Source organism: Venatorbacter sp. C2-1, assembly GCF_022832715.1.
GTDB classification, from domain to species: domain Bacteria; phylum Pseudomonadota; class Gammaproteobacteria; order Pseudomonadales; family Oceanobacteraceae; genus Venatoribacter; species Venatoribacter alkanivorans.
On the sequence record NZ_CP094879.1, the window covers coordinates 2,105,182 to 2,129,582 of the forward strand.

Consider the following 24,401-nt stretch of genomic DNA (forward strand, 5'->3'; position numbering starts at 1 on the left):
TTCAGCGCACCGCTCAGCCGGTGCGCTTTTTGTTTAAACGAATTTTTGAGCACTCCTACGAGCGCTTTGTGAGAGAGAACATGAATACTGAATACCGTAAATCACTGGCTGGCACGGGTCTTGACTATTTCGATACCCGCGCCGCTGTCGATGCGATCAAGCCGGGTGCTTATGCCACTCTGCCTTATACCTCCCGTATTCTGGCCGAACAGCTGGTGCGCCGCTGTGAGCCTGAACTGCTGACTGATGCCCTGAAGCAGCTGATCGAGCGTAAGCGTGATCTGGATTTTCCGTGGTATCCGGCGCGCGTGGTGTGCCATGACATTCTTGGTCAGACCGCTCTGGTGGATCTGGCCGGTCTGCGTGACGCCATTGCTGACAAAGGCGGTGACCCGTCCAAAGTCAATCCGGTGGTACAGACTCAGCTGATCGTTGACCACTCGCTGGCCGTTGAATGCGGTGGTTTCGATCCGGATGCCTTCCAGAAAAACCGCGATATCGAAGAGCGCCGTAACGAAGATCGTTTCCACTTTATTAACTGGACCAAGACCGCGTTCGATAACGTCGACGTGATTCCGGCCGGTAATGGCATCATGCACCAGATCAACCTGGAGAAGATGTCTCCGGTGGTGCAGGCGCAGAACGGTGTGGCCTACCCGGACACCTGTGTCGGTACCGATTCTCACACCCCGCACGTGGATGCACTTGGCGTTATCTCTGTGGGCGTGGGCGGTCTGGAAGCCGAAACTGTGATGCTGGGCCACCCATCCATGATGCGTCTGCCTGACATCGTGGGTGTTGAGCTGACCGGCAAGCGCCAGCCTGGCATTACTGCCACCGATATCGTACTGGCTCTGACTGAATTCCTGCGTAAAGAGCGCGTAGTTGGCGCTTATGTGGAGTTCTTCGGCGAAGGTGCGCGCAGCCTGTCCATCGGTGACCGTGCGACCATTTCCAACATGACACCGGAATACGGTGCGACTGCGGCGATGTTCTCCATTGATGAACAGACCATCGACTACCTGAAGCTGACCGGTCGTGAGCCAGAGCAGGTGGCCCTGGTAGAACAGTATGCCAAAGAAACCGGCCTGTGGGCGGATGCGCTGGCCACGGCTGAATACGAGCGCGTGCTGAGCTTCGATCTGTCTGCCGTTGGCCGTAACATGGCGGGCCCGTCTAACCCGCATGCGCGCGTTGCCACCAAAGATCTGGCCGCCAAAGGCATTGCCGGTAATCTGGAGGCTGCCAAAGCACAGGAAGCCGAAGGTCTGATGCCGGATGGCGCGGTGATCATCGCGGCGATTACGTCCTGTACCAATACTTCTAACCCGCGTAACGTGGTCGCGGCCGGTCTGCTGGCGAAAAAAGCCAACGAGCTGGGCCTGATCCGCAAGCCATGGGTGAAATCATCCTTCGCGCCGGGCTCCAAAGTGGCCGAGCTGTACCTCAAAGACTCAGGTCTGCTGCCGGAACTGGAAAAACTGGGCTTTGGTATCGTGGCTTTCGCCTGTACTACCTGTAACGGTATGTCCGGTGCGCTGGACCCTGTGATTCAGCAGGAAATCATCGATCGTGATCTGTATGCCACGGCGGTACTGTCCGGTAACCGCAACTTCGATGGCCGTATTCACCCGTACGCCAAGCAGGCGTTCCTGGCATCGCCACCACTGGTCGTGGCCTACGCCATCGCCGGTACTATCCGTTTTGATATCGAAAACGATGTGCTGGCTGTAGTTGAGGTGGACGGAGATGCGAAAGAAATCCGCCTGAAGGATATCTGGCCATCGGATGAAGAAATCGACGCCATCGTTAAAGAAAGCGTGAAGCCGGAGCAGTTCCGTCAGATCTACATCCCGATGTTCGATCTGGGTACCAAAGAGAAAGCCGCCAGCCCGCTGTACGACTGGCGCCCGATGTCGACTTACATCCGTCGTCCTCCTTACTGGGAAGGCGCTCTGGCGGGCGAACGCACGCTGAAAGGTATGCGTCCACTGGCACTGCTGCCAGACAACATCACCACTGACCACCTGTCACCGTCCAACGCCATTCTGATGGACAGTGCAGCGGGCGAGTACCTGCACAAAATGGGTCTGCCGGAAGAGGACTTTAACTCTTACGCAACTCACCGTGGTGACCACCTGACGGCACAGCGTGCAACCTTCGCCAACCCGAAACTGCTGAACGAAATGGTGCGTGACGAAGAGGGCAAGGTGAAGCAGGGCTCTCTGGCTCGTGTTGAGCCGGAAGGCAAAGTGATGCGTATGTGGGAAGCCATTGAAACCTACATGAACCGCAAACAGCCGCTGATCATCGTTGCCGGTGCCGACTACGGTCAGGGTTCTTCCCGTGACTGGGCCGCCAAAGGTGTGCGTCTGGCCGGTGTTGAAGCCATTGCCGCTGAAGGCTTCGAACGCATTCACCGTACCAATCTGATTGGTATGGGCGTGCTGCCGCTGGAATTCAAAGCCGGCACCACTCGTAAGACGCTGGGCCTCGACGGCACCGAAACTTACGACGTAAAAGGTGAGCTGAGCCCGCGTGGCGATGTGACCCTGGTGATTAACCGTGCCAATGGCGAAGTGGTCGAAGTACCGATGACCTGTCGCTTAGATACTGCAGCGGAAGTGGAAGTCTATAAGGCAGGGGGGGTACTGCAGAAATTCGCCCAGGACTTCCTGCAGGGCGAATAACGAAGCTGGCTACCTCGTGAGCGCTTCCGAAACGCCGCAGAATATATCGTTTTGCGGCGTTTTAAAAAATCCAAAGTAGGGTGGGCGCTGCCCACCTTTCTTTTAAGGGCATCGACGTTTTCAGTAACGTCCTGAAAGAGAAATAATTATGTCCAAACAAATTAAAATTCCGGCCACTTATATGCGTGGCGGCACTTCTAAGGGTGTATTTTTCAGCCTGACCGATTTACCCCAAGCCGCTCAGGTGCCGGGTGAAGCACGTGACAATATTCTGCTGCGCGTTATCGGCAGTCCAGACCCGTACGGTCAGCAAATTGATGGTATGGGCGGTGCGACCTCCAGTACCTCCAAAACTGTGATTCTGGCAAAAAGCGAACAGCCGGATCACGATGTGGACTATTTATTCGGCCAGGTGTCGATTAATAAACCGTTCGTCGACTGGTCAGGTAACTGCGGTAATTTAACCGCTGCCGTTGGAGCCTTTGCCATTAGTAAAGGTCTGGTTGCGGCCGAGCGCATTCCTCACAACGGCATTTGTACTGTGCGTATCTGGCAAAAAAATATTCAGAAAACCATTATCGCCCATGTACCGATCACCGATGGTGAGGTGCAGGAAATCGGTGATTTTGAGCTCGACGGCGTAACCTTTCCGGCAGCGGAAGTGGTGATCGAATTTATGGACCCGGCGGATGGCGAAGGTTCTATGTTTCCGACCGGTAACGTAGTCGATGATCTCGAAGTTCCGGGCATTGGTACGTTCAAAGCCACCATGATTAATTCCGGTATTCCGACCATTTTTGTCAATGCGGCGGATATTGGTTACAAAGGCACCGAGCTGCAGAAAGACATTAATTCCGATGCCGAAGCGCTGGCGAAATTTGAAACCATGCGTGCTTACGGTGCGGTAAAAATGGGTTTAATTGCCGATATTTCTGAAGCGGTTGCGCGCCAACACACGCCGAAAATTGCTTTCGTGGCACCTGCAACGGATTACGAAGCATCCAGTGGCAAACAGATTTCTGCAGCCGATATCGATGTCTGCGTACGTGCGTTATCCATGGGGAAATTACACCATGCGATGATGGGTACGGCGTCGGTGGCCATCGCAACGGCGGCGGCGGTACCTGGTACGCTGGTGAATCTGGCGGCCGGCGGTACCGAACGTGACTCCGTAACCTTTGGTCATCCGTCCGGTACATTACGCGTGGGTGCAGCGGCGGCGTTGGTTGATGGCGAATGGACGGCGACCAAAGCTGTAATGAGCCGCAGTGCGCGGATAATTATGGAAGGTAATGTGCATATTCCTGCCGACAACATCCATCTCTGAAGCAACATTCCTTATAGGGGTACTCCGGCCGGAGTACTCCATACTCATTAATGGCCCGTATGGCAAAGGTTCGGTCTTGCTGTAAGTCAGGGTTTGACCTTACGACGTATTTAACATGAGTAATCTTTTTATATGGATGGCTAATGTATGCGTCGGTTCTTGCTGGTTCTTTTGTTGCTGTTGCCAGGCGTTGGGGTAAGTCAGGCTGCTGAGAGGTTAAATGATGCGGAAGCCGTTAATTATGCCGGTAGTCTGCGTTATTTGTCGCAGCGGGTTATGAAAAATTATCTGGCGGTTGGCGCTGCTATTCGCCCCGATAAGGCCCATCAGCAATTGGATGAAAGTGTTGCGGAATTTGAACAACACTTGCAGCAGCTGCTTGATTATGCTGCAGATTCTGATTTGCAAAAATCGTTACGCCAGATCGAATCTTTGTGGCAACAGCAGCGCCAGATGCTGCTGTCCACACCACAAAAAGATCAGGCAAAAACCTTGTTGCAGGATAATAATCGCTTGCTGGCTTTATGTGAGCAAACTACTCATGCCATCAGTCAGGCCATTACTCAAGCCACCAACAGGCCCGAAGCTCTGCTGATTAATATTGCCGGACGACAACGGATGCTATCGCAGAAAATTGCCAAAGCTTATTTTGCTCTTTATTGGAATGTTCAGGATGAGGGGTTAAAGGCCGAATTTGAGCAGGCTGTGCAGCAATTTTCATTGGCCATGACGCAATTGCAGGGTAGCCCTGAGAGTACCGAACAGATTCGTCAGGCGTTGGCCAGGGTTGATTCGCAATGGACTTTTTCCCAGACCGGTTTTGCCTTAAATAAGGAAGGCCGTTATGTGCCGACGGTTATCGCTGTAACGACAGAATCCATTTTGTGGAAAATGGATGCCATTACTCATCAATATGAAGAGTTGATGAATCTCTGAGTATGGAGCGTCGCTGAAATATTTGTACATGGTAGTGGGCATACAAGCTAAGGCACAGCCCAAAGGCTGTGCCTTATGTTTTTTAAAGCGCCCGCTGCTGGTCGCGCAGTGCATCTTCAACGGCAAAGCGCATATATTGATCGTTCTGAGGAATGCGTTTAAGAAAATTCACAATGTCTGTATCCGGCTGCATTTTTCCTAAGGTCTCAACCATGCGGCGCTGCACCAGAGGTTCGTAGGTGGAAATCATCGACATCATCTTTTCCTGCACACCTCTGCCTAATTTAATCAGGGCGTTTTGTGCCTCTTCCGGAATTTTATGATCAAGATCGCCGAGGCTTTCTATCAATAGTTCCTGTGCGCGTAAATCCTGGGTGCGGATATTTCCCAGTACGGTGATCAGATGGCGTTTCATGGTCGTGCGGTAAGGGCCGCTGGCCTGCACGCGCACACGCTCCAATTTACGGATAACGAGGTCTTCTGCAGCCGCCGCGCGCGTTCCGTAAGCAACCAGATACTCTCCGTAAGCATTTAATTCCATGGCATTGCCGTCACCGAATAACCGGTCAGCACATTCTCTTGGCGTACAGGCTTCGGAGTCGGGCAGGTTATAACGGATAAACCACAGGTTCTTCTGTACCTCATTAATGCGCTGGCCTTTGATGATCTGAGCAAACAGCTTTGGATAGCGGCCGAGTATATTCTCGATTAATGCTGCCTGCTGCTGATTTTCTTCGGCGTTACGTTCCAGTGTTGTCAGCAGGTAATACATTGTTTTGGCAGTGTTGTCGTTGAGGGTGTCTTTTTGCTCGTTCAGTTTTTCCAGCAGCAGATTAAAGCTGTTGCTGGCCAGTTCCTGGTTGCCGGCTGCCTTCAGCTGGTTTTTATAAAAATCGGTAATGGGTTTAACTATGTCATTAATGTCCGGCAGCTCGCCACTGTACTGCTGGAATAATTCAGCCCCGATAGCCGGCTGGCGATAAGCGCTGGCTTTAATAATGCGTGCGGTCAGTTCTCCAGCGCTCAGGGCAGGGTTGCCGACTTTTCCTTTTTCTGCCGCCTGAATCAATGACTGCAATTGATTTTTCAGTTGCAGCGCGGTTTGTGGCTGATAGCTGGGCTTACCGCTGCGCGTATCATCGGGGGATTTATCGCTGTAATTGGATAACGCTGACAGCAGAGGCTGCAGGCGGTCTTCTGGCAGGCGCTGCAGGCTGCTGAGCATGGTTTCCCATTCGGTTGGTGTGATGCCGTTATCTTTGGTAATGGCGTATTTTGCGATGCCTGGAAGATATTCGGACAGATTATGCGGTGCAATCTGTGCCAGCTGGACAAACAGATAGTCCCGGTAGCCAGTAGCGGGATAGCGGCTCTGGGTGAGGGAGTAGAGCACGTTATATTGCCAGTCGTTGCAGTCGTTATCGAAAGGCGCTTTTAATGCAAAAGCGACCAGCTCGGCATTTTTATCCGGGCTTGGGGCTTTCTGTAATGTGATTTTTACCTGCTCACGTACGGCGTCACAGGGGTTTTTACCACCACTGCCAATAATGGTTGCAATCTGGGTGCTTAAACCATCGGGATCGACTTCAATTTCCGCTTTCAGGTAAAAATTTTCGCCATCCCATTTTTCTTCAAGGATCTTTGTTTTTGTCAGCGCGCTGGCAAATGTCTGGTAGTTGGCCTGCACAGTACGGCTGAATTCTTCTTTATCGAGGGTTTCGGTGTTGCTGAAACTGGATTGCACCTGCACACCGACTTCTTCAATTAACAGCACCTGAAGTTGTTGCAGGGCGGCTTTGCGGGCGGAAACCTTTGAATCATTTTCGCTGGCGTTGTAGGTGTACTCACGCACCATGGTCATCGACTCGGCACTGGCGCTCTGGCTGAATATTGTGCAGATGATCAGTGCCAGCAGCAGCTGTAAATAAGGCTGCTTGGCTGAATATGCGACGGGCATAATGGATAGGGCTTTGGCCATGGATCGTCCTTGCTGAAAATTTCTGATTCGGGTGAGGATATTACTGATAACTGTCTCGTCAGTCAGCAGTGAAACGTTTTTGCGGGCTATAAAAAAACCGCCCGGAGGCGGTTTTTCAGTCAGTAACAGACGGCGACGTACGTTGTCGCCTGTCGGTGTTACTTGTTGTGCTCGTCGGCTTCTGTTGCTGTTTCAGCGTCAGTTACCGCAGTGGTTTCTGTTGCTGGTTCAGCGTCAGCTACAACCACAGATTCGGCAGCTGGCTCTGCAACGGCTTGCTCGGTCGGTGCTGCTGCCTGTTCCGCACTATCCGCATTGCGGCGGTTGCGCGGATCATTAGGCGCACGACCGCCCGGGTTGCGACGGCGTCCACGACGGGATGCACGATCATTGCCCTGGGTTGCTGTAGCTGCTTCTTCCTGAGAAGTCGTTACTTCTGCTTCGGTTGTTTCCGTTTCGGTTGCTTCTTCCTGGACCTTTTCTGCGGCGGCTGGTTTTTCCTCAGCAACAGTCACTTCAGGCTGGGAGGCCGTTTCTTCTGCTGGCTGAGCGACAGTTTCCTGCACTTCAGCTGCTTCAGTAGTCTGTACTTCTGCTGTTTGTGTTTCAGCAGCAGGGGCTTCAGTGGCCGGAGTCTCAGAGGTCAGGGTTTCAGTGGTATGAGTCTCTGTAGTCTGGGTTTCTGCCGCTGCAGGAGCTTCAGTCGCCGGAACTTCCGCTACAGCTTCCTGAGCATCAGCACTTTCAACAGCTGCTGACTGCTCAGCGGTTTCTGCTTTTACTTCGCTGGTCTCAGCATTGGCTGATTCGACAGCGGCTTCCGCTGCATTGGCGTCAGTGTTTTCCCCATTGTCTGCTTCAGCGGCACCGGTTTTGGCCGGGCGGTCGTCACGGTTGCGATTGCGGCGGCGGCTGTTGCGTGAGCGGCGGGTTGTTTTTTCGCCATTATCATCAGCGTTGCTTTCGCTGCCCGCATCCGTGCTGTTACCGGCATCGGCAGGGGTTGCTGCATTTTCGCTTACAGCACTATCTGCAGCTACCACAGCCTGTTCTTCAGCAGCCTGTTCGTTGCTGTTTTCTTCAGCGCTGGCAGCGTTAGCCTGGGTATTGTTGCGCTCGCCACGTTCACCACGGTTGCGACGACGACGACCCTCTGGGCGACCTTCGCTGCTGCGGTTGCCGGCATCGGCGGTTTCGCTGGCCACTACGTTGCTGGCTGCTTCGTTTTCGGTCAGTTCAACTTTGTCATTGCGGACTTCGTTGCGTGGTGCGCGATTGCCGCTGCGGTCACGGCGTGGTGCACGTGGCTCGTTGCTGGCTTCGGCTTCATTGCGCTCGGCACGGTTGTCGTTACGTTCACCGTCGTTACGGTTATCGTTGCGATTGCGGGCAGGGCGGTCGTTACGGTTGCGACCGGAGCGTTCGCCACGACCTTCGTTGCGGTTTTCGCTGCGATTGCCGCGCTCGTTATCACTGTCGTTGCGGTCATCGCGGTTGCGCTCGTTACGATTGCGGTTACGGCCACGGTCATTGCGGTTGCGTTCGTTACGGTTGCGCTCATTGCGGCCGTTACTGCTTTCTTCGCGGGCTTTTTTCGGCGCAGGTTTTTCTTCCTGCTTTTCTCCGCCATCAAACAGTGCAGACAGGGCGCTGCCAATTTTGCTCCACAGGCCTTTGCTGGCTGTTGCTTCGTTTGCTGCTGCAACTGGTGCAGCGGCAGGAACGCTGTGAGCGCCGGCTTTAACCGCAGCTTGCTGTACTTTGCTGGTTTCGCGGATGGTCAGATCCAGACCGTATTCGGTCTCTTCTTCTTCCATCTTGTGTTCGTAGCTGACTTCGCCGATCAGGCTGTCATCCGGACGCAGACGCAATACTTCGTAGTGCGGTGTTTCCATGTTCGGATTCGGCAGAACCACGACTTTACTGCCGTGACGGGCTTCGATACCGGCGATCAGGGTGCGTTTTTCGTTCAGCAGGAAGGTAGCAACGGATACCGGCACAATGGCGCGGATCTGTCCGGTGTTCTCTTTAGCAGCTTCTTCTTCGATCAGGCGCAGAATTGACAGACCGGTAGACTGGATATCACGCACAACACCAGTACCGTTACAGCGCGGGCATACGTGGCCGCTGGTTTCTTCCAGCGACGGACGCAGACGCTGACGCGACATTTCCATCAGACCGAAGCGGGAAATACGGCCAACCTGTACGCGGGCACGATCCACTTCCAGTGCTTTCTTCAGGCGGGTTTCAACTTCGCGCTGATTCTTGCTGGACAGCATGTCGATAAAGTCGATCACTACCAGGCCGCCCATATCGCGCAGGCGCAGCTGGCGGGCAATCTCGTCGGCCGCTTCCAGGTTGGTGTTCAGTGCGGTTTCTTCGATATCAGCACCTTTGGTGGCGCGCGCCGAGTTGATGTCGATAGACACCAGAGCTTCGGTCGGGTCGATAACGATAGAACCACCGGATGGCAGTTTCACTTCACGCTGGAAAGCCGATTCGATCTGGCTTTCAATCTGATAGCGGTTGAACAGTGGCACGGCATCGGTGTAGCGCTTGAACTTGTTCTGGTAGTGCGGCATGACCTGCTGCACAAAGCCCAGAGCTTCTTCGTAGGCGGCATCGGTGTCGATCAGTACTTCACCGACGTCCTGACGCAGGTAGTCACGGATGGCGCGGATGATAACGTTGCTTTCCTGCAGCAGCAGGCAAGGAGCAGGGCGCTCGTCGGAGGCGCGCTTGATGGCGTCCCACAGGTGAACCAGATAGTTCAGGTCAGCCTGCAGTTCTTCGGCGCTGCGGCCAATGCCGGCGGTACGGACGATAACGCCCATTTTGTCCGGCACGGTCACGCCTTTCATGGCTTCACGCAGTTCGGTGCGCTCGTCGCCTTCGATGCGGCGGGAGATGCCGCCGGCACGTGGATTGTTTGGCATCAGTACCAGATAGCGGCCAGCCAGGGACACCTGAGTGGTCAGTGCGGCGCCTTTATTGCCACGCTCTTCTTTGTCGACCTGAATGATAACTTCCTGGCCTTCGCGCAGCACATCTTTGATGTTGATGCGGCCTGGGCCTGGGTCTTTAACAAAGTATTCGCGGGCAATTTCTTTCAGTGGCAGAAAGCCGTGACGCTCAGCACCGAAGTCGACAAACGCGGCTTCCAGGCTGGGTTCGATGCGGGTGATTTTACCTTTATAGACATTGGACTTCTTCTGCTCGCGGGAGCCGGACTCAATATCGAGGTCGTAGAGTTTCTGGCCATCTACAAGGGCTACACGCAACTCTTCAGGCTGAGTTGCATTGATAAGCATTCTTTTCATGCTGTACGTTAAGCTCGTTCTGGCAACGTACCGGCTGGCAATGCCGGACTATTCCGGCCACTACCAAAATATTTATGGGTGCTTTGCAGCAGTTGTCAGCGCCGTTTTCGGGTCGCCTGACCTGTCTCGCAGTGGTGCCTCTGGTTTGTTGTGCACCAACACTGTCCATAATTTGATAATGCGAGATTGCCCGCAGGTCGCTGCGTGGTTTATCTCACTGGGCGGGCGGCCATGGGCCTGCGCTCGCCGTAATTATTCGTCAGGAAGAGTTTTAACAGTATGTCTTCTTCCTTATACTCTGCCGCTTGATCGGCCTGGCCTCGCCTTTCGGCTGATCTTGATCGTCGGCTGGGTTGTACGCTTTCTCTGTGCCGACCAAGGCCGTGGGCGAATATAGCAACATTGGTTGCGCCCCGCAAATGCCATACCACAAATAAATCCGCCGCCTGGGCTGCTTTGAACCTATGTCAAATCACGAAATCGATACCGGTAAAGTATCGCTGTTGACGGTGACCGCCGATAACGATGGTCAGCGTGTCGATAATTTTCTTATCTCCGTATTAAAAGGTGTGCCCAAGACTCTGGTGTACCGCATCATCCGCAAGGGCGAGGTGCGGGTAAATAAAGGAAGAGTGAAGGCGGATACCCGTCTGGCGTCTGGTGATGTGGTGCGGGTGCCGCCGCTGCGCATCGCCGAGCGCGATGAAACGCCGGATGTGTCACCGGCGCTGCAGGAAATTCTGCAGAATGCCATCCTGCATGAAGATGATGGTCTTCTGGTGGTGAATAAGCCCCACGGGCTGGCCGTGCATGGCGGCAGCGGGGTGAATCTGGGGCTGATTGAAGCCTTACGTAAAATGCGCCCGGATCATCGCTTTCTTGAGCTGGTGCATCGTCTCGATCGTGATACCTCGGGCGTTATTATGATTGCCAAAAAGCGTTCAGTACTGACGGCTCTGCAGCGTATGCTGGCGAACAAATCAGGTATCAGTAAAAAGTATCTGGCCATGGTGCACGGGCATTGGCCTGCTTCTGTGACCGAGGTGCGTGAACCGCTGTTGCGTTTTGAACGCCAGTCCGGTGAGCGCATGGTGATGGTGAGTCCTGAAGGCAAAACGTCACTGACCAAAACCACCCTGAAGGCCTCGGGGTCGCATTACTCATTAATAGAAGCAGAGCCGGTGACCGGGCGTACCCATCAGATTCGGGTGCACTGTCAGTTTCAGGGCTGCAGTATTGCCGGTGATGTGAAGTACTGCGACCGCTCGCAGCAGAATATCGACAAGCGTCAGGGGGTTAAGCGTTTGTTTCTGCATGCCTGGCAGTTGTCTTTCCGCCATCCTGACAGTGGTGAGCGCCTGCAGATCAGTGCGCTGCCGGACGATGAATTCAGCAGTATTTTAAAGAAGGCGGGGTGTGAGTTTGCGCTTTAAACTGATTATTTTTGACTGGGACGGTACGCTGGTCGATTCCACTCAGCGCATTGTCGACAGTATGCAGCAGGCGGCTGGTGAGGTTGGCTTGCCGCAGGTCGCGGATGCTGCGGTGCAGAACATTATTGGTCTTGGTTTACCGGAGGCGCTTCGTACGGTATGGCCGGCGATTGATGAGCCGCAATTGCAGGCCATGACGCAGGTGTATGCGCGCTATTTCGTCGCTGACAGTCAGGTTGCCATGGGCTTCTTTCCCGGAACTCCGGAGTTTCTGGAAGGTCTGGTTGAGCGGGGCCATTTACTGGCGGTTGCCACCGGCAAAAGCCGGCGCGGACTCGACCGGATGCTGCGCGACCTGAAAATAGGGCACAGATTCGCTGCGACCCGCTGCGCCGATGAAACCCGCTCGAAGCCGCATCCGCAGATGCTCAGGGAGTTGCTGAGTGAGCTGAACATTGCGCCGGATGAGGCGCTGATGGTCGGCGATACCACCTACGACCTGGATATGGCTAATGCTGCCGGTATGGCGTCTGTGGCCATGGGGCATGGCGCGCACGATGATCGCGTGCTTCTGGCTTGTGGTCCGCTGGCCATCTGCCATAGCATTCAAGAACTTAACGACTGGATACGTATTAATGGATAACGAAAACCTCAACCAGAATCAGCCGGCAAACCGCCCGGACGATAACAGCAAAGAATGGAAGCTGATCGAAAAAGTACTGATGGATATGCAGGGCGAGCAGAAGCGCGCCCGTCGCTGGGGTATTTTCTTTAAAGCGCTCACCTTTATTTACCTGTTCGCCATTATCTGGCTGCTGCGCATGCCGGGCGAGCATGGAGCAGAAATGCTGCCGGAAGGAAATTATGCCGCCGTTATCGAAGTGAATGGGGTGATTGCCGCCGATCAGGACGCCAGCGCTGATGCGCTTATTGGTGCATTGCGTGACGCCTTCGATGATGAAAAAGCACTGGGGGTGATTCTGCGCATTAACAGCCCGGGTGGCAGTCCGGTACAGGCCGGTTACGTCTATGACGAAATCAAACGCCTGAAAGAAACCCGTCCGGATTTTCCTGTGTATGCGGTGATTATGGATCTGGGTGCTTCCGGGGCTTATTACATTGCTGCGGCGGCGGATGAAATCTATGCCGATAAAGCCAGTCTGGTGGGCTCTATCGGTGTGGTGGGCTCCGGCTTTGGCTTTGTGAAAGCGATGGAGAAATTCGGCGTCGAGCGTCGCCAGTATACTGCCGGTGAGCACAAGGGCTTCCTTGATCCTTTCCTGCCTGAGAATGAAGATGAAAAAGCCTTCTGGCAGGGCGTGCTCAAGGTCACCCATAAGCAGTTTATCGAGCAGGTGAAGCTGGGTCGTGGCGAGCGCCTGAAAGATGATCCGAATCTGTTTTCTGGTCTGGTGTGGTCTGGTGAGCAGGCGCTGGATCTGGGGCTGATTGATGGGCTGGCATCCAGCAGTCAGATTGCCCGGGAAAAACTGGATACCGAAGAGCTGGTTAACTTTACCTACCAGCCAAGCCCCTGGGATGAGCTGGTGAAGCGCTTCGGTGCAAGTATGGGGCGTGGCTTTGCGACGCTGCTGACTGAGCAGACCCTGAGTCTGCGTTAAATAATTTTGACAGAGGGGCTTTGCGTACCTATGATGTCGCGCACTATGGCAGAGGCTCAGCTTCCCAAGCGTGTTGATGCGGTAAAACTGGTTACTGTTGGACAGCAATTCAGTGCCGATATTGACAGCAAACAGCTAACCAGGCTTAACGAAGCAGTCGAAGACTGCGTCGCTCCGGTTCACTGCGAAATTCGTTTCGAACGTGATCAGGAAAAGCACCGGTTACTGCAGGGCAGCTGTAATACAAGTGTTGTCATGATCTGTCAGCGCTGTCTCGGGAATGTCACCATTCCTGTGGAAAGCAGCTTTCAGCTGGGACTTGTATTTGACGATGATCAGGCCAAGCAATTACCGAAACGGTTTGAGCCGGTCGAAGTTGACGAAAATGGTCAGCTGGATCTGTGGTCAGTGATGGAAGACGAAGTGCTGCTGGCACTGCCCATGTTTCCAACACACCCGGAAGGCGATTGTCAGTTTAAGCAACCTGAGTCGAAGCCGGAAACAACAGATTCAGACGACAAACGACCCAACCCGTTTGACGTTTTAGCTAAGCTCAAACAGAAATAGCGAATAGTTAGGAGCCTAAAATGGCGGTTCAGCAAAACAAAGTAACTCGTTCCAAGCGTGGCATGCGTCGTTCACACGATGCTCTGGACACTGCAGCAATGGCACTGTCTACCGATCCGACTTCTGGTGAAACTCACCGTCGTCACCACGTAAGCGCTGACGGTTTCTACCGTGGCAAAAAAGTCGTGGAGACTGGCAACAACTAATATGTTTACCGTTGCGGTAGATGTAATGGGCGGGGACTTAGGTCCCCGCGTTGCGTTTCAGGCCTGTAAGAAATTCCTCAAGTCGCGCCCGGATGTTCATCTGATTGTGGCGGTGACTCAGGACTTCGCTGATGAAGCGGAGTCGTTCTTTGCTTCCCGTAAATCGCGGGTACGCATTCTCCTTTGTGAAACCCAGATATCCATGCAGGATAAACCCGCGCAAATGCTGCGTCAGGGGCTGAAGTCAACCATGGCTGCCGTGCTGCATGAATATCAGCAGGGGCGCGCACAGGGTGTGCTTTCTGTTGGTAATACCGGGGCACTGATGGTGCTTGCCCGTCATCTTTTGGGAATGCTGCCCGGTCTTGACCGTCCGGCGCTGGCAACCCAGTTGCCCACGCGCAAAAAACCACTGCTGATGCTCGATCTGGGCGCCAATTTAGGTGTCAGTGCTGATCAGCTGGTGCAGTTTGCCTGCATTGGTGCGGCCTGGAGTTGCACCCAGTGCGCGACGGCGCCACGCCTTGGCCTCCTGAATGTTGGGCGCGAGTCAACCAAGGGGACGGATAATGTGCGTCATGCGGCCGAGCAGCTGCAGCGTATTATGCCGGACTACTATGTCGGCTTTTACGAAGGTGATGACCTCTACCGCGGCGAGCTGGATGTGCTGGTAACCGATGGTTTTGCCGGTAATATCGCCCTGAAAGCCAGCGAAGGGTTGTCGGAATGGCTCAGTGAGCAGCTGCAGAGCGAGTTCCGCAACACCTGGTTTCTGCGCTGGCTGTCATTCCTTTGGGCGCCGGCCATTGGTCGTATTGAGCGGCGTATATCACCGGCCCGTCATGGTGGTGCTTTGCTGTTGGGCCTGGATGGCGTGGTGGTTAAAACCCATGGCAAATCCGACGAGCGCGCTTATCGCTATGCGCTGGAGTACCTGCTGCAGAAAGTTGAGCGCTTCGACAAACCGCGTTTGCTGGCCGAGCTTAATCGTCTGCAAAATCATTAAGCGGTGAATCTGATTCAATAATATTGTGCATTGTTGACTATTTATTGTAACAATTGCTCTCCATATTATGTGTCCGGCTTTCGGCACTGATGTTGGAACGCAATTGATAGCGCGTATTCAGAAACGTTATTCAGAATTCGTACAACAGTGATTTTTATCGTGAATACAGGGCAAGTGATGACCGATGTAATTGCATTCTTCCCCGGTCAGGGAGCGCAGCAGGTTGGTATGCTGGCTGATCTGGCGGCCGAATATCCTCAGATTCAGAGCACCTTTGCACAAGCCTCTGAATCCATCAATCTTGATCTCTGGGCCATGTGTCAGGACGGCCCGGCAGAAACACTGAATCAAACCTATAACACTCAGCCAGCGTTACTGACCGCCAGCGTTGCTTTATGGCGTGTACTGCAGGAAGCCTGCCCGGCGCTGAATGTTATTGCTGGAGCAGGACATTCTCTGGGTGAATATTCCGCCCTGGTTGCTGCCGATGCTATCGATTTTGCCGACGCTGTGCGTCTGGTGAAAAAACGCGGCGAGCTGATGGAAGCTGCTGTACCGGCTGGTCAGGGTGGCATGGCCGCAGTGCTGGGTCTGGAAGAAGATCAGATCCGCGCCGTGTGTGCTGAGGCTTCTGCTGCCGGTGTGGTTGAGCCGGCGAATTTTAACGCACCTGGCCAGATTGTCATTGCCGGCGCCATGAGCGGTGTGGAAAAAGCCATCGAGCTGGCAAAGGCTGCAGGTGCGAAACGAGCATTGCCGCTGGCGGTCAGTGGTCCGTTCCACTCCAGCCTGATGAAAGCCGCGGCCGAAGAGTTTGGTGAAGCACTGAATGCTGTTTCCTTCCGCGCACCGGTATTCCCGGTGTATCACAACGTTGATAATGCGGTGGCAACTCTGGCAGAAATTCCATCGCGTCTGCTGGCGCAGCTGTACAGCCCGGTTAACTGGACTGGTGCCGTGCAGGCCTGCCGCGGACGCGCCGATAATGCGATTGAATTCGGTCCGGGCAAAGTGCTCAGCGGCCTGAACAAACGCATCGATAAAACGCTGGCAACCCATAATACGGGTGATGCCGCGTCCTTACAGGCAACCATTGCCTTTATTCAAGGATCCTGAATATGAGTGAAAAATTACTCGCCCTGGTGACTGGCGCTTCTCGCGGTATTGGTCGCGCGATTGCCGAACGTCTGGCACGTGACGGCTATCGTGTTGTTGGTACCGCAACCAGCGAATCCGGTGCAGCTTCTGTACGCGAAGCGTTGCAGCAGATCGAGGGTGACAACGATGCACTGGTGCTGAATATTGCCGATGCGGCACAAACAGACAGCGCCCTGAAAGAGTTTTTGCAGAATTACGGCACGCCACGGGTAGTGGTGAATAATGCCGGAATCACGCGCGACAACCTGTTTCTGCGCATGTCGGATGACGAGTGGGGCGAGGTGATTAACACCAACCTCACCGGCGTATTCCGCGTATGCAAATCCATGGTTAAGCCGATGCTGAAGCAGAAGGCTGGCGCCATTATTAATATCAGTTCCATTATCGGTACTACCGGTAATGGCGGGCAGGCAAACTACGCTGCTGCCAAGGCGGGTCTGGAAGGTTTCAGCCGCTCTCTGGCGCAGGAAATTGCTAGCCGGAACATCACGGTGAATTGTGTCGCGCCGGGATTTATTCAAACAGATATGACGGAAATCTTGCCTGAAACGCAAAAAGAGGCGATCCTAGCCACCATTCCAGGCAAGCGCTTCGGACAGGTAGAAGAAATCGCTGGTGCGGTTGCTTTTCTGGCCGGAAACGACGCGAAATACATTACAGGCCAGACCATTCATGTGAATGGCGGCATGAATATGGGCTGAGGTCATTAAGACCACCAGGAAACTTGAAACGGTAGGAAAAAACCATGAGCAACATTGAAGAACGCGTAAAGAAAATCGTATGTGAACAGCTGGGTGTTAAAGAAGAAGATGTTAAGGCTTCATCCTCTTTTGTTGACGATCTGGGCGCGGATTCTCTGGATACTGTAGAGCTGGTTATGGCTCTGGAAGAAGAATTCGAAACTGAAATTCCTGATGAAGACGCTGAGAAGCTGACTACCGTTCAGGAAGCGATCGACTACATCATCGCCAACCTGTAAGGTCAGCGAGCCCGAAAGCCGCCTCTTCTGACGCGGCTTTTTTTATGCCTGTTATGTGACCTTTTGGCGGCCGTGTTTGCGACTACTGGGATGAAAAACGGAATATGACAAAGCGACGTGTGGTAATTACGGGACTGGGCAGTGTTAACCCGCTTGGTCTGAATGTGGCGGATACCTGGCGCGCGCTCTGCGCCGGAGAAAGTGGTATCACCCGTATTGAACACTTTGACACGGAAGGGTACGCCACGAAGATTGGCGGCGCTGTTAAACAGTTCGACGTCACCAGCGTGATGAGCGAAAAAGATGCGCGCAAAATGGATCTCTTTCTGCAGTACGCCATGGTGGCGGCAGAGCAGGCCATTGTTGATGCAGCCTTTCCCGAATCGTTAAACCGTGACCGTGTCGGTGTGGCTGTTGGCTCAGGCATCGGCGGGATCACGACGATTGAACAGAATTACCAGCAATTGCAGAGCAGTGGCCCGCGCCGGGTATCACCGTTTCTTGTGCCTGCTGCCGTGATTAATATGGCGTCCGGCAATATTGCTATCCGCCACAAACTCCGCGGCCCTAACTTTGCTATCACCACTGCCTGCACCACAGGTACTCATAATATTGGCTATGCCGCCCGTACCATCGCTTACGGCGATGCGGATGTGATGATTGCCGGCGGGTCCGAGATGGCATCGTCGCCTCTTGGTGTCGCCGGTTTTGCCGCGGCCCGCGCCATGAGTACCCGCAACGACGAGCCGGAAAAAGCCAGTCGGCCGTGGGATAAAGACCGTGATGGTTTTGTGCTGGGCGATGGCGCGGCTGTACTGGTACTGGAATCTCTTGAACATGCTCAGGCCCGTGGCGCGACTATTTATGCCGAACTCAGTGGTCTGGGCATGAGTGATGATGCCCATCACATCACCAGTCCGCCAGAAAATGGCGAGGGCGCGCGCATGGCGATGGCCAATGCGCTTAACGATGCCGGTCTGCAGCCGCAGGATATTGATTACATCAACGCCCACGGCACCTCGACGCTGATTGGCGATATTGCCGAGACACAGGCGATTAAGGATTTGTTTGGTGATCATGTCAGCCGTCTGGCTGTCTCTTCAACCAAGTCCATGACCGGCCACCTGCTGGGGGCTGCCGGCGCTCTGGAAGCTCTGATTACGGTGCTGGCGGTACGCGATGGCATTGCGCCGCCAACCATCAATCTTGATCATCCTGCCGAAGGATGCGATCTGGATTACGTTCCGCATAAGGCGCGTAAAATGGATATCCGCGCTGCTGTTTCCAACTCCTTTGGTTTCGGTGGTACCAACGGCAGCCTGCTGTTCCGTCGTTATGATGTCTGAAGTCAGTACTGCATACGTTTGGGTTAACGGTCAGTGGCAGGAGCGGGGTCATAGCCAAGCTCAGAGCCATTGGCCGTCCAATGACCGCGCGCTGCACTACGGTGATGGTCTGTTTGAAACCATCCGTTTTGCACCCGATGGCAGCATTCCTTTATGGCCATACCATAAACAGCGTCTGCTGCAGGGCTTATGTGCACTGGATTTCCCGATAGACAGCTTTCAGTGTATCGAACAGGCTCTGGCTCAGCGCCCGCAAAGCCCGCTGCTGGCCGGTAAGCTGCTGATCAGTCGCGGCGCCGGCCCGCGTGGCTATGCGCCGCCAGCCGAGCCTGAGCTGTTACTGCAGTGGCAGGAGTTTACGCCGCCTGACTGGGGCTATCTCCGTCTTCCGCAGGGTATAGTGGCCGGATTCAGCGATATCCGGCTGGCGATTCAGCCGGCATTGGCGGGCTTTAAGCATCTGAATCGCTTAGAGCAGGTATTGGCGCGCCAGCGCTTTGAGCCCGACTGGCAGGAAGCGGTGATGCTGGATGCGCAGGGGCAGGTGATCGAAGGCTGTATGAGCAATCTGTTTCTACTGGAAAATGGTCAGCTGGTAACCCCGGATCTCAGTGGCAGCGGAGTGAATGGCGTTGTGCGGCGCTGGCTGTTGGCGCATCACAATGTCATCATTACCCCTTTTGGACGCGAACGTCTGCTGGCCGCTGATGCCGTCTTCTTCTGCAATACGCTGCAGGGGATTGTTATGGTCAGCCGCATAGACGGGCGGCAATTCGAACACCCGGCAGCGCAGCATCAGATCGCAACGCTGCAGAAGGATCTGGAGAATCTTTACGCATGACACTGAGCAAACGCCTGCTGGCTTTGTCCTCCCTTGTTTTCCTGTTACTGAGTGCCACTGTATTGGCTATCTGGCAGCTGCCAACCAGTAACGAGCAACCTGTCCGTATCGAAGTGGTCAGCGGTGACACCATCAGCAGCCTCAGTCGCCGCTGGCAGGCCGACGGCTGGTTGCCATCGGCGCTGTTGTTGCGACTTCAGGCGCGACTGACCGGTCAGGAGCGGGTGTTGCGCGTCGGCGAGTACGATGTGCCGGCAGCGCTCAGTGGCACTGAATTACTGAACTTTCTCGCCAATGCGACACCGGTGACTTATCGCGTCAGCCTGATTGAAGGGTTGCAGTTGCGCGAGGCGCTGACGGCGCTGGCTGAGGCGCCGCGACTGACCCAGGATCTGAACCCGCTGACACCGGAGCGGGTTGGCGAGATGCTTGGCCTGCAGGGCAACCCGGAAGGCTGGCTGTATCCGGATACCTACGTGTATCACAGCGGTGAAGGGGTTTCGTCGGTGATTCGTCAGGCCTACCAGCGTATGCGGGAGCAACTGGCTGCTGCGTGGGAGGCCCGTGCGGCGGACGTGCCGTACAAAAGCCCTTATGAAGCACTGATCATGGCGTCGATTGTGGAGAAAGAAACCGGCGTAGTGGCTGAGCGCCCGGTGATTGCCGGCGTTTTTGTACGCCGCCTGCAGAAAAATATGCGTCTTGAGACCGATCCGACGGTTATTTATGGCCTGGGGCCAGAATTTGATGGCAATCTGCGCAAAAAGCATCTGCAGGACCGGACAAATCCGTACAATACCTACCGCCAGAAAGGCCTGCCGCCAACGCCGATTGCGCTGGCCGGGCGTGCCGCGCTGGATGCGGCGCTGAATCCCGCTGATGGCGATGAGCTGTACTTTGTTGCCCGTGGCGACGGCAGCCATCAGTTTTCGGCAACGCTGGAAGAACACAATAAAGCGGTGCGGAAATACCAGATTTTCCGCCGTAAAAAAGATTACCGATCGGCGCCGGCAGAAGCTTCGGCGTCAGAATCCTGAGCAGGAACATCCCGTATGACAAAGCCGCAAGCAGGCTTGTTTATTACCTTTGAAGGCGGAGAAGGTGTGGGTAAATCCACCAATATCGCCTTCTGTGCCGAGTGGCTTCGCGCCCGTGGCATTGAAGTGGTCGTTACCCGTGAGCCGGGCGGCACTGAAATCGCCGAAACCATCCGCGAGCGCCTTCTTAAGGCTCATCACACAGAAAGCATGCAGCCTCTGACCGAACTGCTGCTGGTGTTTGCTGCCCGTGCCCAGCACCTGCAGGCATTCATTCAGCCTGCGCTGGCGCGCGGCGCCTGGGTGTTGTGTGATCGTTTTACCGACTCCACCATCGCCTATCAGGGCTTTGGCCGCCAGCTGCCACTGCCACAGATTGAACAGCTGAAAGCACTGGTGCAGCAGGGGCTGGAACCGGACTGCACCTTACTGCTGGAAGCGCCACTAGCGGTCGGCATGGGTCGTGCCCGTGGCCGTGCCGATCAGGCCGGCGAAGCGGTTGATCGTTTTGAGCAGGAGCAGCTGGATTTCTTTGAGCGGGTCCAGCAGGGCTTTGACTGGCTGGCCTCTCAGCATGAACGCTTCCGCCGTATTGATGCCGCACAGCCGCTGGCGCAGGTGCAGCAGCAGATCGAACAGGTTCTGCAGAGTTTGCTGCCACCGGGCGGACTGCAATGAGAGGTGAGGCATGAGTGTGCAACCCTGGCATCAGAGCGTCTGGCATGAGCTGGTGCGCCGTCAGCAAAGCGGAGGGCTGCCCCACGCGCTGCTGCTGACCGGCCTTGAGGGTATTGGCAAGCATCAGTTGGCACTGCATGTGGCCCAATGGCTGCTGTGTTTGCGTGACGAGGCTGAACCCTGTGGCCAGTGCCACAGTTGTCAGCTCTGGGCGGCCGGTACGCATCCCGATTTTATGCTGTGTCAGCCGGAAGATGGCAGTCGCCAGATCCGTATTGATGCGATCCGCAAGGTGAATGATTTTCTTGCCCAGACACCGCAGATCAGCCGCTGCCAGGTGGTCAGCCTGCGCCCGGTGGAAGTGATGAACACCAATGCCGCCAATGCCTTACTGAAAACTCTGGAAGAGCCGCCGGGTGAGAGCTTTCTGCTGCTCGAAACCGAGCGTTTCGGCTCGGTGTTGCCGACCATCCGCAGCCGCTGCCAGCGCCTGCAGCTCAGTCCGCCGGGGCAGACCGAAGCCCTGAGCTGGCTGCAACAGCAAGGCTTCAGCGCCGAGGTGGCAGAACAGGCGTTGCGCATGAATCATCAGGCGCCGCTGAAAGCGCTGGACTGGCTGACGCGTGAGCAAAGCAGTCAGCAGCAGAAGTGGTTTGAGCTGCTGCGCCAGTGGAGTCAGGGGCAAATTCCGCTGCAGGCCGCGGCGGAAGGTTGGAATAAACTTGAATTTCAGGATGTAACCTCCTGGTTTTATTCAATTTTGTCTGACTGCCTTAAAGCGAAGCTGGGTGTCGGTCCTGAGCAGCTGGTGTTTACCGATCAGGTTTTTCAGTTGCTGCCGTGCGCTACCCTGAATCCGGCAAAGCTGATAACCTTGCAGCATAAAGTTCAGGCCGTACTCGGGCAGTTGCTGTCCGGTGGCGGTAACTATAATAAGCAGTTGCTGCTTGAATCCCTGTTGCTGGATTGGCAGCAGATCGTTCAGGACAGTCATCGCGGGGAGCATGCATGACCGCCAATTTAGGTGCCCGCAGCGGCATTTTGTCGCTGACTATTAAAGATAAATCGGTTCTTTACGCCGCCTATATGCCGTTTATCAAAGACGGCGGTTTGTTTATTCCAACCAACAAGCAGTATCAGCTGGGCGATGAAGTTTTCATGCTGCTGAAGCTGATGGACGAAGCAGAAAAAATCCCGGTGGCCGGCAAGGTGGTCTGGGTAACGCCGAAAGGTGCGCAGGGTAACAAGGTAGCCGGAATCGGCGTACAGTTTACCGGCGACGAAAGCATGGCCCGCGACAAGATCGAAACCTATCTGGCCGGCGCCCTGAAGTCGGATCGTATTACCCATACGATGTGAGCTAAGCGGTCGATATAGACAAGCGGCCGAAAGAAAAAAGAGCGCCATAGCGCAATATTGTTCACTTGGCGTTTAAAGTCATTTGAAACGCCCAGTGCCTCGCAGGGGAACTTATCCCCTTGCCGGCGGGGCTTTATACCTGACCGCCATGGATGGCGGGAATGCATGTTTTGCAGGAGCAAAAACAGGCCTAGCTTCGCGCTGTGCAGGCCTTTTTCCTCCATTCAGACCACCTCGGTCACGGTAACGCGGATAATGGGCCATCCATGGCCCTATCCGCTCGCTCTGCATCCATGCAGATACGTACCGGCTCGGTGCTTTTCATTCCGGCGTCCTGCAGGCGCATTGATTACTCCGCCAAGCGGCTTTTCAGAACGGACATTATTGTTCGATAAAAACGACGTTGCGGCCGGGATAAACTGCGCCTCTGGGCCCGCCGCCATGAGCGATGATTTTTACGATCTGTCTGGCATGGATGCCAGACAAGCGTATCCGGCCATGGATGGCCGATATACGCGTGGTCAGTAAAAAACGAGTGAATAAGGACCACGGGCCAGAAAGCGCAAAGCAGGGGTTTGGGGATAAGATCCCCAAGTTGGGCGCAGGGGCTTGCCCCGCAACGGCTGTTCACATGCAGCCAGCGCTGGCTGCTTAATCTTTTTTATACCGCAAGCTACGCTCAGAGCGCTTCAAGCAAACACTCCACGGCATCTACGGCGTCTTCCATCACTTCTTGAGTGGTATGGAAGTGCGGCGAGAAGCGGATACCGCCGCCGCGATTAGCGCAAATCACCCCGGCCTGCATCAGCAGCTTGTACAGTTGTGTGCTGTCTTTACCCATAAAGTGGAAGGTCAGAATGCCCGACGGACGCTGATGCAACAGTGGATTGATAAAGGTGGCACCCTTGTCGTCCAGTAATTCCTTCAGGTACAGCACGTTGGTTACCACGCGGGTCGCAACCTGATCCATGCCGACTTCGAGCAGCAGATCGGTGCTGGCTTTCAGCGCAGTAGCGGCCAGCATATTGGGGCTGCCACACTCAAAACGCCGCGCATCGGCGGCAGGTTGCCAGTCTTTGCGGTCGTAGTTACCCATATCCTCGACCATATGCCAGCCGAATTCGGACAGGCTCAGCTGATCCATAATCTGTGGCCGTACATAGAAAAACCCCAGACCTTCCGGGCCAAGCAGCCATTTATGGCCGTCAGCCATGGCAAAATCGGCCTGAATCGCCTGAACCGAAAATGGCAGGGCACCCACCGCCTGAATGGCATCGACGCAGAACAGAGTGCCGGCCGCCCGACAGGCTTCGCCCAGCCGGACCAGATCCAGCGTCAGGCCGGTGGCATACTGCACTGCACTGATCGACAACAATCGTGGCTTCTGCGCTAAGGCTTCCAGCAACAGGGATTCCGGGTCATCCCAGGGCAGTGCGACTTCCACAACCTGCACCCCTTTATGTGCCAGCGCTTCCCAGACGATGCGGTTGGACGGGAATTCCTGATCGCTGATCACCACCACATCACCCGGCTGCCAGTCGAGTCCGGCGGCCACAAAAGACAACGCTTCTGAGGTGTTTTTAACCAGAGCGACCGAGCCTTTCGGGGCGTCGATCAGGGCTTCCAGGTTGCGTTTGAGGCCAGCTTCCATCGAGCTCCATTGTGGATAGCGGCTGGCGCCGAGGGCGGTATTCTCGGCAGCAAATTCGCTGACCGCCACGCGCGCGCGCTCTGGCCAGGGCGCAACGGCAGCGTGATTCAGATACAGACACTCGTGATTGACCGGGAATTCATCGTCCCAGCGCGCTTCGGTATTCATAGGGCTCCTGCGGTTTCATTACATAGGGCATTAGTGCACAGAAAGAACAGGCTGGTGCAACGCGGTTGTACGGCTGAGGTTCTGTGCCTGTCAGACACC

21 protein-coding genes are annotated in these 24,401 nt (G+C 55.0%); 18 read left to right on the top strand and 3 right to left on the bottom strand.

The window, feature by feature from the left end; genetic code table 11:
• Nucleotides 1–80: 80 nt before the first annotated feature.
• From acnD to MT343_RS09270, 3 genes are all read left to right on the top strand, one after another.
• Nucleotides 81–2,690, top strand: coding sequence for a Fe/S-dependent 2-methylisocitrate dehydratase AcnD (gene acnD / locus MT343_RS09260; protein WP_145469066.1), 2,610 nt, complete (start codon nt 81–83; stop codon nt 2,688–2,690).
• Between the two features lie 148 nt (nt 2,691–2,838).
• Complete coding sequence (gene prpF / locus MT343_RS09265; protein WP_186435876.1) at nt 2,839–4,017, top strand: 2-methylaconitate cis-trans isomerase PrpF; 1,179 nt, start codon at nt 2,839–2,841, stop codon at nt 4,015–4,017.
• Nucleotides 4,018–4,164: 147 nt separating this feature from the next.
• A complete protein-coding gene (locus MT343_RS09270) occupies nt 4,165–4,953 on the top strand; it encodes a type IV pili methyl-accepting chemotaxis transducer N-terminal domain-containing protein (RefSeq protein ID WP_145468787.1) in 789 nt (262 codons plus the stop codon).
• A gap of 82 nt (nt 4,954–5,035) precedes the next feature.
• On the opposite strand, the gene MT343_RS09275 is transcribed toward MT343_RS09270, so the two are convergent.
• Nucleotides 5,036–6,931 (bottom strand): hypothetical protein, encoded by a 1,896-nt coding sequence (locus MT343_RS09275; RefSeq protein WP_145468786.1) that lies wholly within the window; start codon nt 6,929–6,931, stop codon nt 5,036–5,038.
• A gap of 158 nt (nt 6,932–7,089) precedes the next feature.
• Nucleotides 7,090–10,251 (bottom strand): ribonuclease E, encoded by a 3,162-nt coding sequence (rne, locus tag MT343_RS09280; protein WP_145468785.1) that lies wholly within the window; start codon nt 10,249–10,251, stop codon nt 7,090–7,092.
• 464 nt (nt 10,252–10,715) lie between these two features.
• Between rne and rluC the strand changes: the two genes are divergently transcribed.
• The 15 genes from rluC to MT343_RS09355 all read left to right on the top strand — a co-directional run bounded on the left by rluC (nt 10,716) and on the right by MT343_RS09355 (nt 22,483).
• Nucleotides 10,716–11,684, top strand: a complete 969-nt coding sequence (gene rluC, locus MT343_RS09285) for a 23S rRNA pseudouridine(955/2504/2580) synthase RluC (protein WP_145468784.1) — start codon at nt 10,716–10,718, stop codon at nt 11,682–11,684.
• Nucleotides 11,668–12,327: an HAD-IIIA family hydrolase gene (locus tag MT343_RS09290; protein ID WP_145468783.1), complete on the top strand. Its 660-nt coding sequence runs from the start codon at nt 11,668–11,670 to the stop codon at nt 12,325–12,327. Before rluC ends, MT343_RS09290 begins: the two co-directional genes overlap by 17 nt.
• Complete coding sequence (locus tag MT343_RS09295) at nt 12,320–13,306, top strand: S49 family peptidase (protein WP_145468782.1); 987 nt, start codon at nt 12,320–12,322, stop codon at nt 13,304–13,306. Before MT343_RS09290 ends, MT343_RS09295 begins: the two co-directional genes overlap by 8 nt.
• Nucleotides 13,307–13,336: 30 nt before the next feature.
• Nucleotides 13,337–13,873, top strand: coding sequence for a YceD family protein (locus MT343_RS09300; protein WP_145468781.1), 537 nt, complete (start codon nt 13,337–13,339; stop codon nt 13,871–13,873).
• A gap of 20 nt (nt 13,874–13,893) precedes the next feature.
• Nucleotides 13,894–14,079 carry a 50S ribosomal protein L32 gene (gene rpmF / locus MT343_RS09305; protein WP_145468780.1) on the top strand — a complete coding sequence of 62 codons (186 nt, stop codon included), beginning with the start codon at nt 13,894–13,896 and terminating at the stop codon, nt 14,077–14,079.
• 1 nt (nt 14,080) lies between these two features.
• Nucleotides 14,081–15,085: a phosphate acyltransferase PlsX gene (gene plsX / locus MT343_RS09310; RefSeq protein ID WP_145468779.1), complete on the top strand. Its 1,005-nt coding sequence runs from the start codon at nt 14,081–14,083 to the stop codon at nt 15,083–15,085.
• A 177-nt stretch (nt 15,086–15,262) separates the two neighbouring features.
• Nucleotides 15,263–16,201, top strand: a complete 939-nt coding sequence (gene fabD, locus MT343_RS09315; RefSeq protein WP_145468778.1) for an ACP S-malonyltransferase — start codon at nt 15,263–15,265, stop codon at nt 16,199–16,201.
• Between the two features lie 2 nt (nt 16,202–16,203).
• On the top strand, nt 16,204–16,944 hold the full coding sequence (fabG, locus tag MT343_RS09320; protein ID WP_186435875.1) for a 3-oxoacyl-ACP reductase FabG: 741 nt from the start codon (nt 16,204–16,206) through the stop codon (nt 16,942–16,944).
• Nucleotides 16,945–16,988: 44 nt separating this feature from the next.
• Nucleotides 16,989–17,222 (top strand): acyl carrier protein, encoded by a 234-nt coding sequence (gene acpP, locus MT343_RS09325; protein ID WP_145468776.1) that lies wholly within the window; start codon nt 16,989–16,991, stop codon nt 17,220–17,222.
• A 104-nt stretch (nt 17,223–17,326) separates the two neighbouring features.
• Nucleotides 17,327–18,568, top strand: a complete 1,242-nt coding sequence (fabF, locus tag MT343_RS09330) for a beta-ketoacyl-ACP synthase II (RefSeq protein ID WP_145468775.1) — start codon at nt 17,327–17,329, stop codon at nt 18,566–18,568.
• On the top strand, nt 18,558–19,409 hold the full coding sequence (pabC, locus tag MT343_RS09335) for an aminodeoxychorismate lyase (protein ID WP_145468774.1): 852 nt from the start codon (nt 18,558–18,560) through the stop codon (nt 19,407–19,409). Before fabF ends, pabC begins: the two co-directional genes overlap by 11 nt.
• Nucleotides 19,406–20,446, top strand: a complete 1,041-nt coding sequence (gene mltG, locus MT343_RS09340) for an endolytic transglycosylase MltG (protein ID WP_145468773.1) — start codon at nt 19,406–19,408, stop codon at nt 20,444–20,446. The genes pabC and mltG overlap by 4 nt, the downstream gene beginning before the upstream one ends.
• Nucleotides 20,447–20,461: 15 nt before the next feature.
• Nucleotides 20,462–21,124: a dTMP kinase gene (gene tmk, locus MT343_RS09345; RefSeq protein WP_145468772.1), complete on the top strand. Its 663-nt coding sequence runs from the start codon at nt 20,462–20,464 to the stop codon at nt 21,122–21,124.
• 10 nt (nt 21,125–21,134) lie between these two features.
• Nucleotides 21,135–22,136 carry a DNA polymerase III subunit delta' gene (locus tag MT343_RS09350; protein WP_145468771.1) on the top strand — a complete coding sequence of 334 codons (1,002 nt, stop codon included), beginning with the start codon at nt 21,135–21,137 and terminating at the stop codon, nt 22,134–22,136.
• Entirely contained in the window at nt 22,133–22,483 is a 351-nt protein-coding gene (locus MT343_RS09355; RefSeq protein WP_145468770.1) for a PilZ domain-containing protein, read from the top strand. The genes MT343_RS09350 and MT343_RS09355 overlap by 4 nt, the downstream gene beginning before the upstream one ends.
• 679 nt (nt 22,484–23,162) lie before the next feature.
• Here MT343_RS09355 and MT343_RS09360 read toward each other — a convergent pair.
• The gene (locus MT343_RS09360) at nt 23,163–24,302 is read right to left on the bottom strand and encodes an aminotransferase class V-fold PLP-dependent enzyme (RefSeq protein ID WP_145468769.1); all 1,140 of its coding nucleotides are present in this window, start codon (nt 24,300–24,302) and stop codon (nt 23,163–23,165) included.
• Between the last annotated feature and the right edge of the window lie 99 nt (nt 24,303–24,401).

What these genes read in the sequence shown, in the direction of transcription:
- acnD (WP_145469066.1), top strand. Translation starts at nt 81, where the DNA reads ATGAATACTGAATACCGTAAATCACTGGCTGGCACGGGTCTTGACTAT.
- prpF (WP_186435876.1), top strand. Translation starts at nt 2,839, where the DNA reads ATGTCCAAACAAATTAAAATTCCGGCCACTTATATGCGTGGCGGCACT.
- MT343_RS09270 (WP_145468787.1), top strand. Translation starts at nt 4,165, where the DNA reads ATGCGTCGGTTCTTGCTGGTTCTTTTGTTGCTGTTGCCAGGCGTTGGG.
- MT343_RS09275 (WP_145468786.1), bottom strand. Translation starts at nt 6,931, where the DNA reads ATGGCCAAAGCCCTATCCATTATGCCCGTCGCATATTCAGCCAAGCAG.
- rne (WP_145468785.1), bottom strand. Translation starts at nt 10,251, where the DNA reads ATGAAAAGAATGCTTATCAATGCAACTCAGCCTGAAGAGTTGCGTGTA.
- rluC (WP_145468784.1), top strand. Translation starts at nt 10,716, where the DNA reads ATGTCAAATCACGAAATCGATACCGGTAAAGTATCGCTGTTGACGGTG.
- MT343_RS09295 (WP_145468782.1), top strand. Translation starts at nt 12,320, where the DNA reads ATGGATAACGAAAACCTCAACCAGAATCAGCCGGCAAACCGCCCGGAC.
- MT343_RS09300 (WP_145468781.1), top strand. Translation starts at nt 13,337, where the DNA reads ATGATGTCGCGCACTATGGCAGAGGCTCAGCTTCCCAAGCGTGTTGAT.
- rpmF (WP_145468780.1), top strand. Translation starts at nt 13,894, where the DNA reads ATGGCGGTTCAGCAAAACAAAGTAACTCGTTCCAAGCGTGGCATGCGT.
- plsX (WP_145468779.1), top strand. Translation starts at nt 14,081, where the DNA reads ATGTTTACCGTTGCGGTAGATGTAATGGGCGGGGACTTAGGTCCCCGC.
- fabD (WP_145468778.1), top strand. Translation starts at nt 15,263, where the DNA reads ATGACCGATGTAATTGCATTCTTCCCCGGTCAGGGAGCGCAGCAGGTT.
- fabG (WP_186435875.1), top strand. Translation starts at nt 16,204, where the DNA reads ATGAGTGAAAAATTACTCGCCCTGGTGACTGGCGCTTCTCGCGGTATT.
- acpP (WP_145468776.1), top strand. Translation starts at nt 16,989, where the DNA reads ATGAGCAACATTGAAGAACGCGTAAAGAAAATCGTATGTGAACAGCTG.
- fabF (WP_145468775.1), top strand. Translation starts at nt 17,327, where the DNA reads ATGACAAAGCGACGTGTGGTAATTACGGGACTGGGCAGTGTTAACCCG.
- pabC (WP_145468774.1), top strand. Translation starts at nt 18,558, where the DNA reads ATGATGTCTGAAGTCAGTACTGCATACGTTTGGGTTAACGGTCAGTGG.
- mltG (WP_145468773.1), top strand. Translation starts at nt 19,406, where the DNA reads ATGACACTGAGCAAACGCCTGCTGGCTTTGTCCTCCCTTGTTTTCCTG.
- tmk (WP_145468772.1), top strand. Translation starts at nt 20,462, where the DNA reads ATGACAAAGCCGCAAGCAGGCTTGTTTATTACCTTTGAAGGCGGAGAA.
- MT343_RS09350 (WP_145468771.1), top strand. Translation starts at nt 21,135, where the DNA reads ATGAGTGTGCAACCCTGGCATCAGAGCGTCTGGCATGAGCTGGTGCGC.
- MT343_RS09355 (WP_145468770.1), top strand. Translation starts at nt 22,133, where the DNA reads ATGACCGCCAATTTAGGTGCCCGCAGCGGCATTTTGTCGCTGACTATT.
- MT343_RS09360 (WP_145468769.1), bottom strand. Translation starts at nt 24,302, where the DNA reads ATGAATACCGAAGCGCGCTGGGACGATGAATTCCCGGTCAATCACGAG.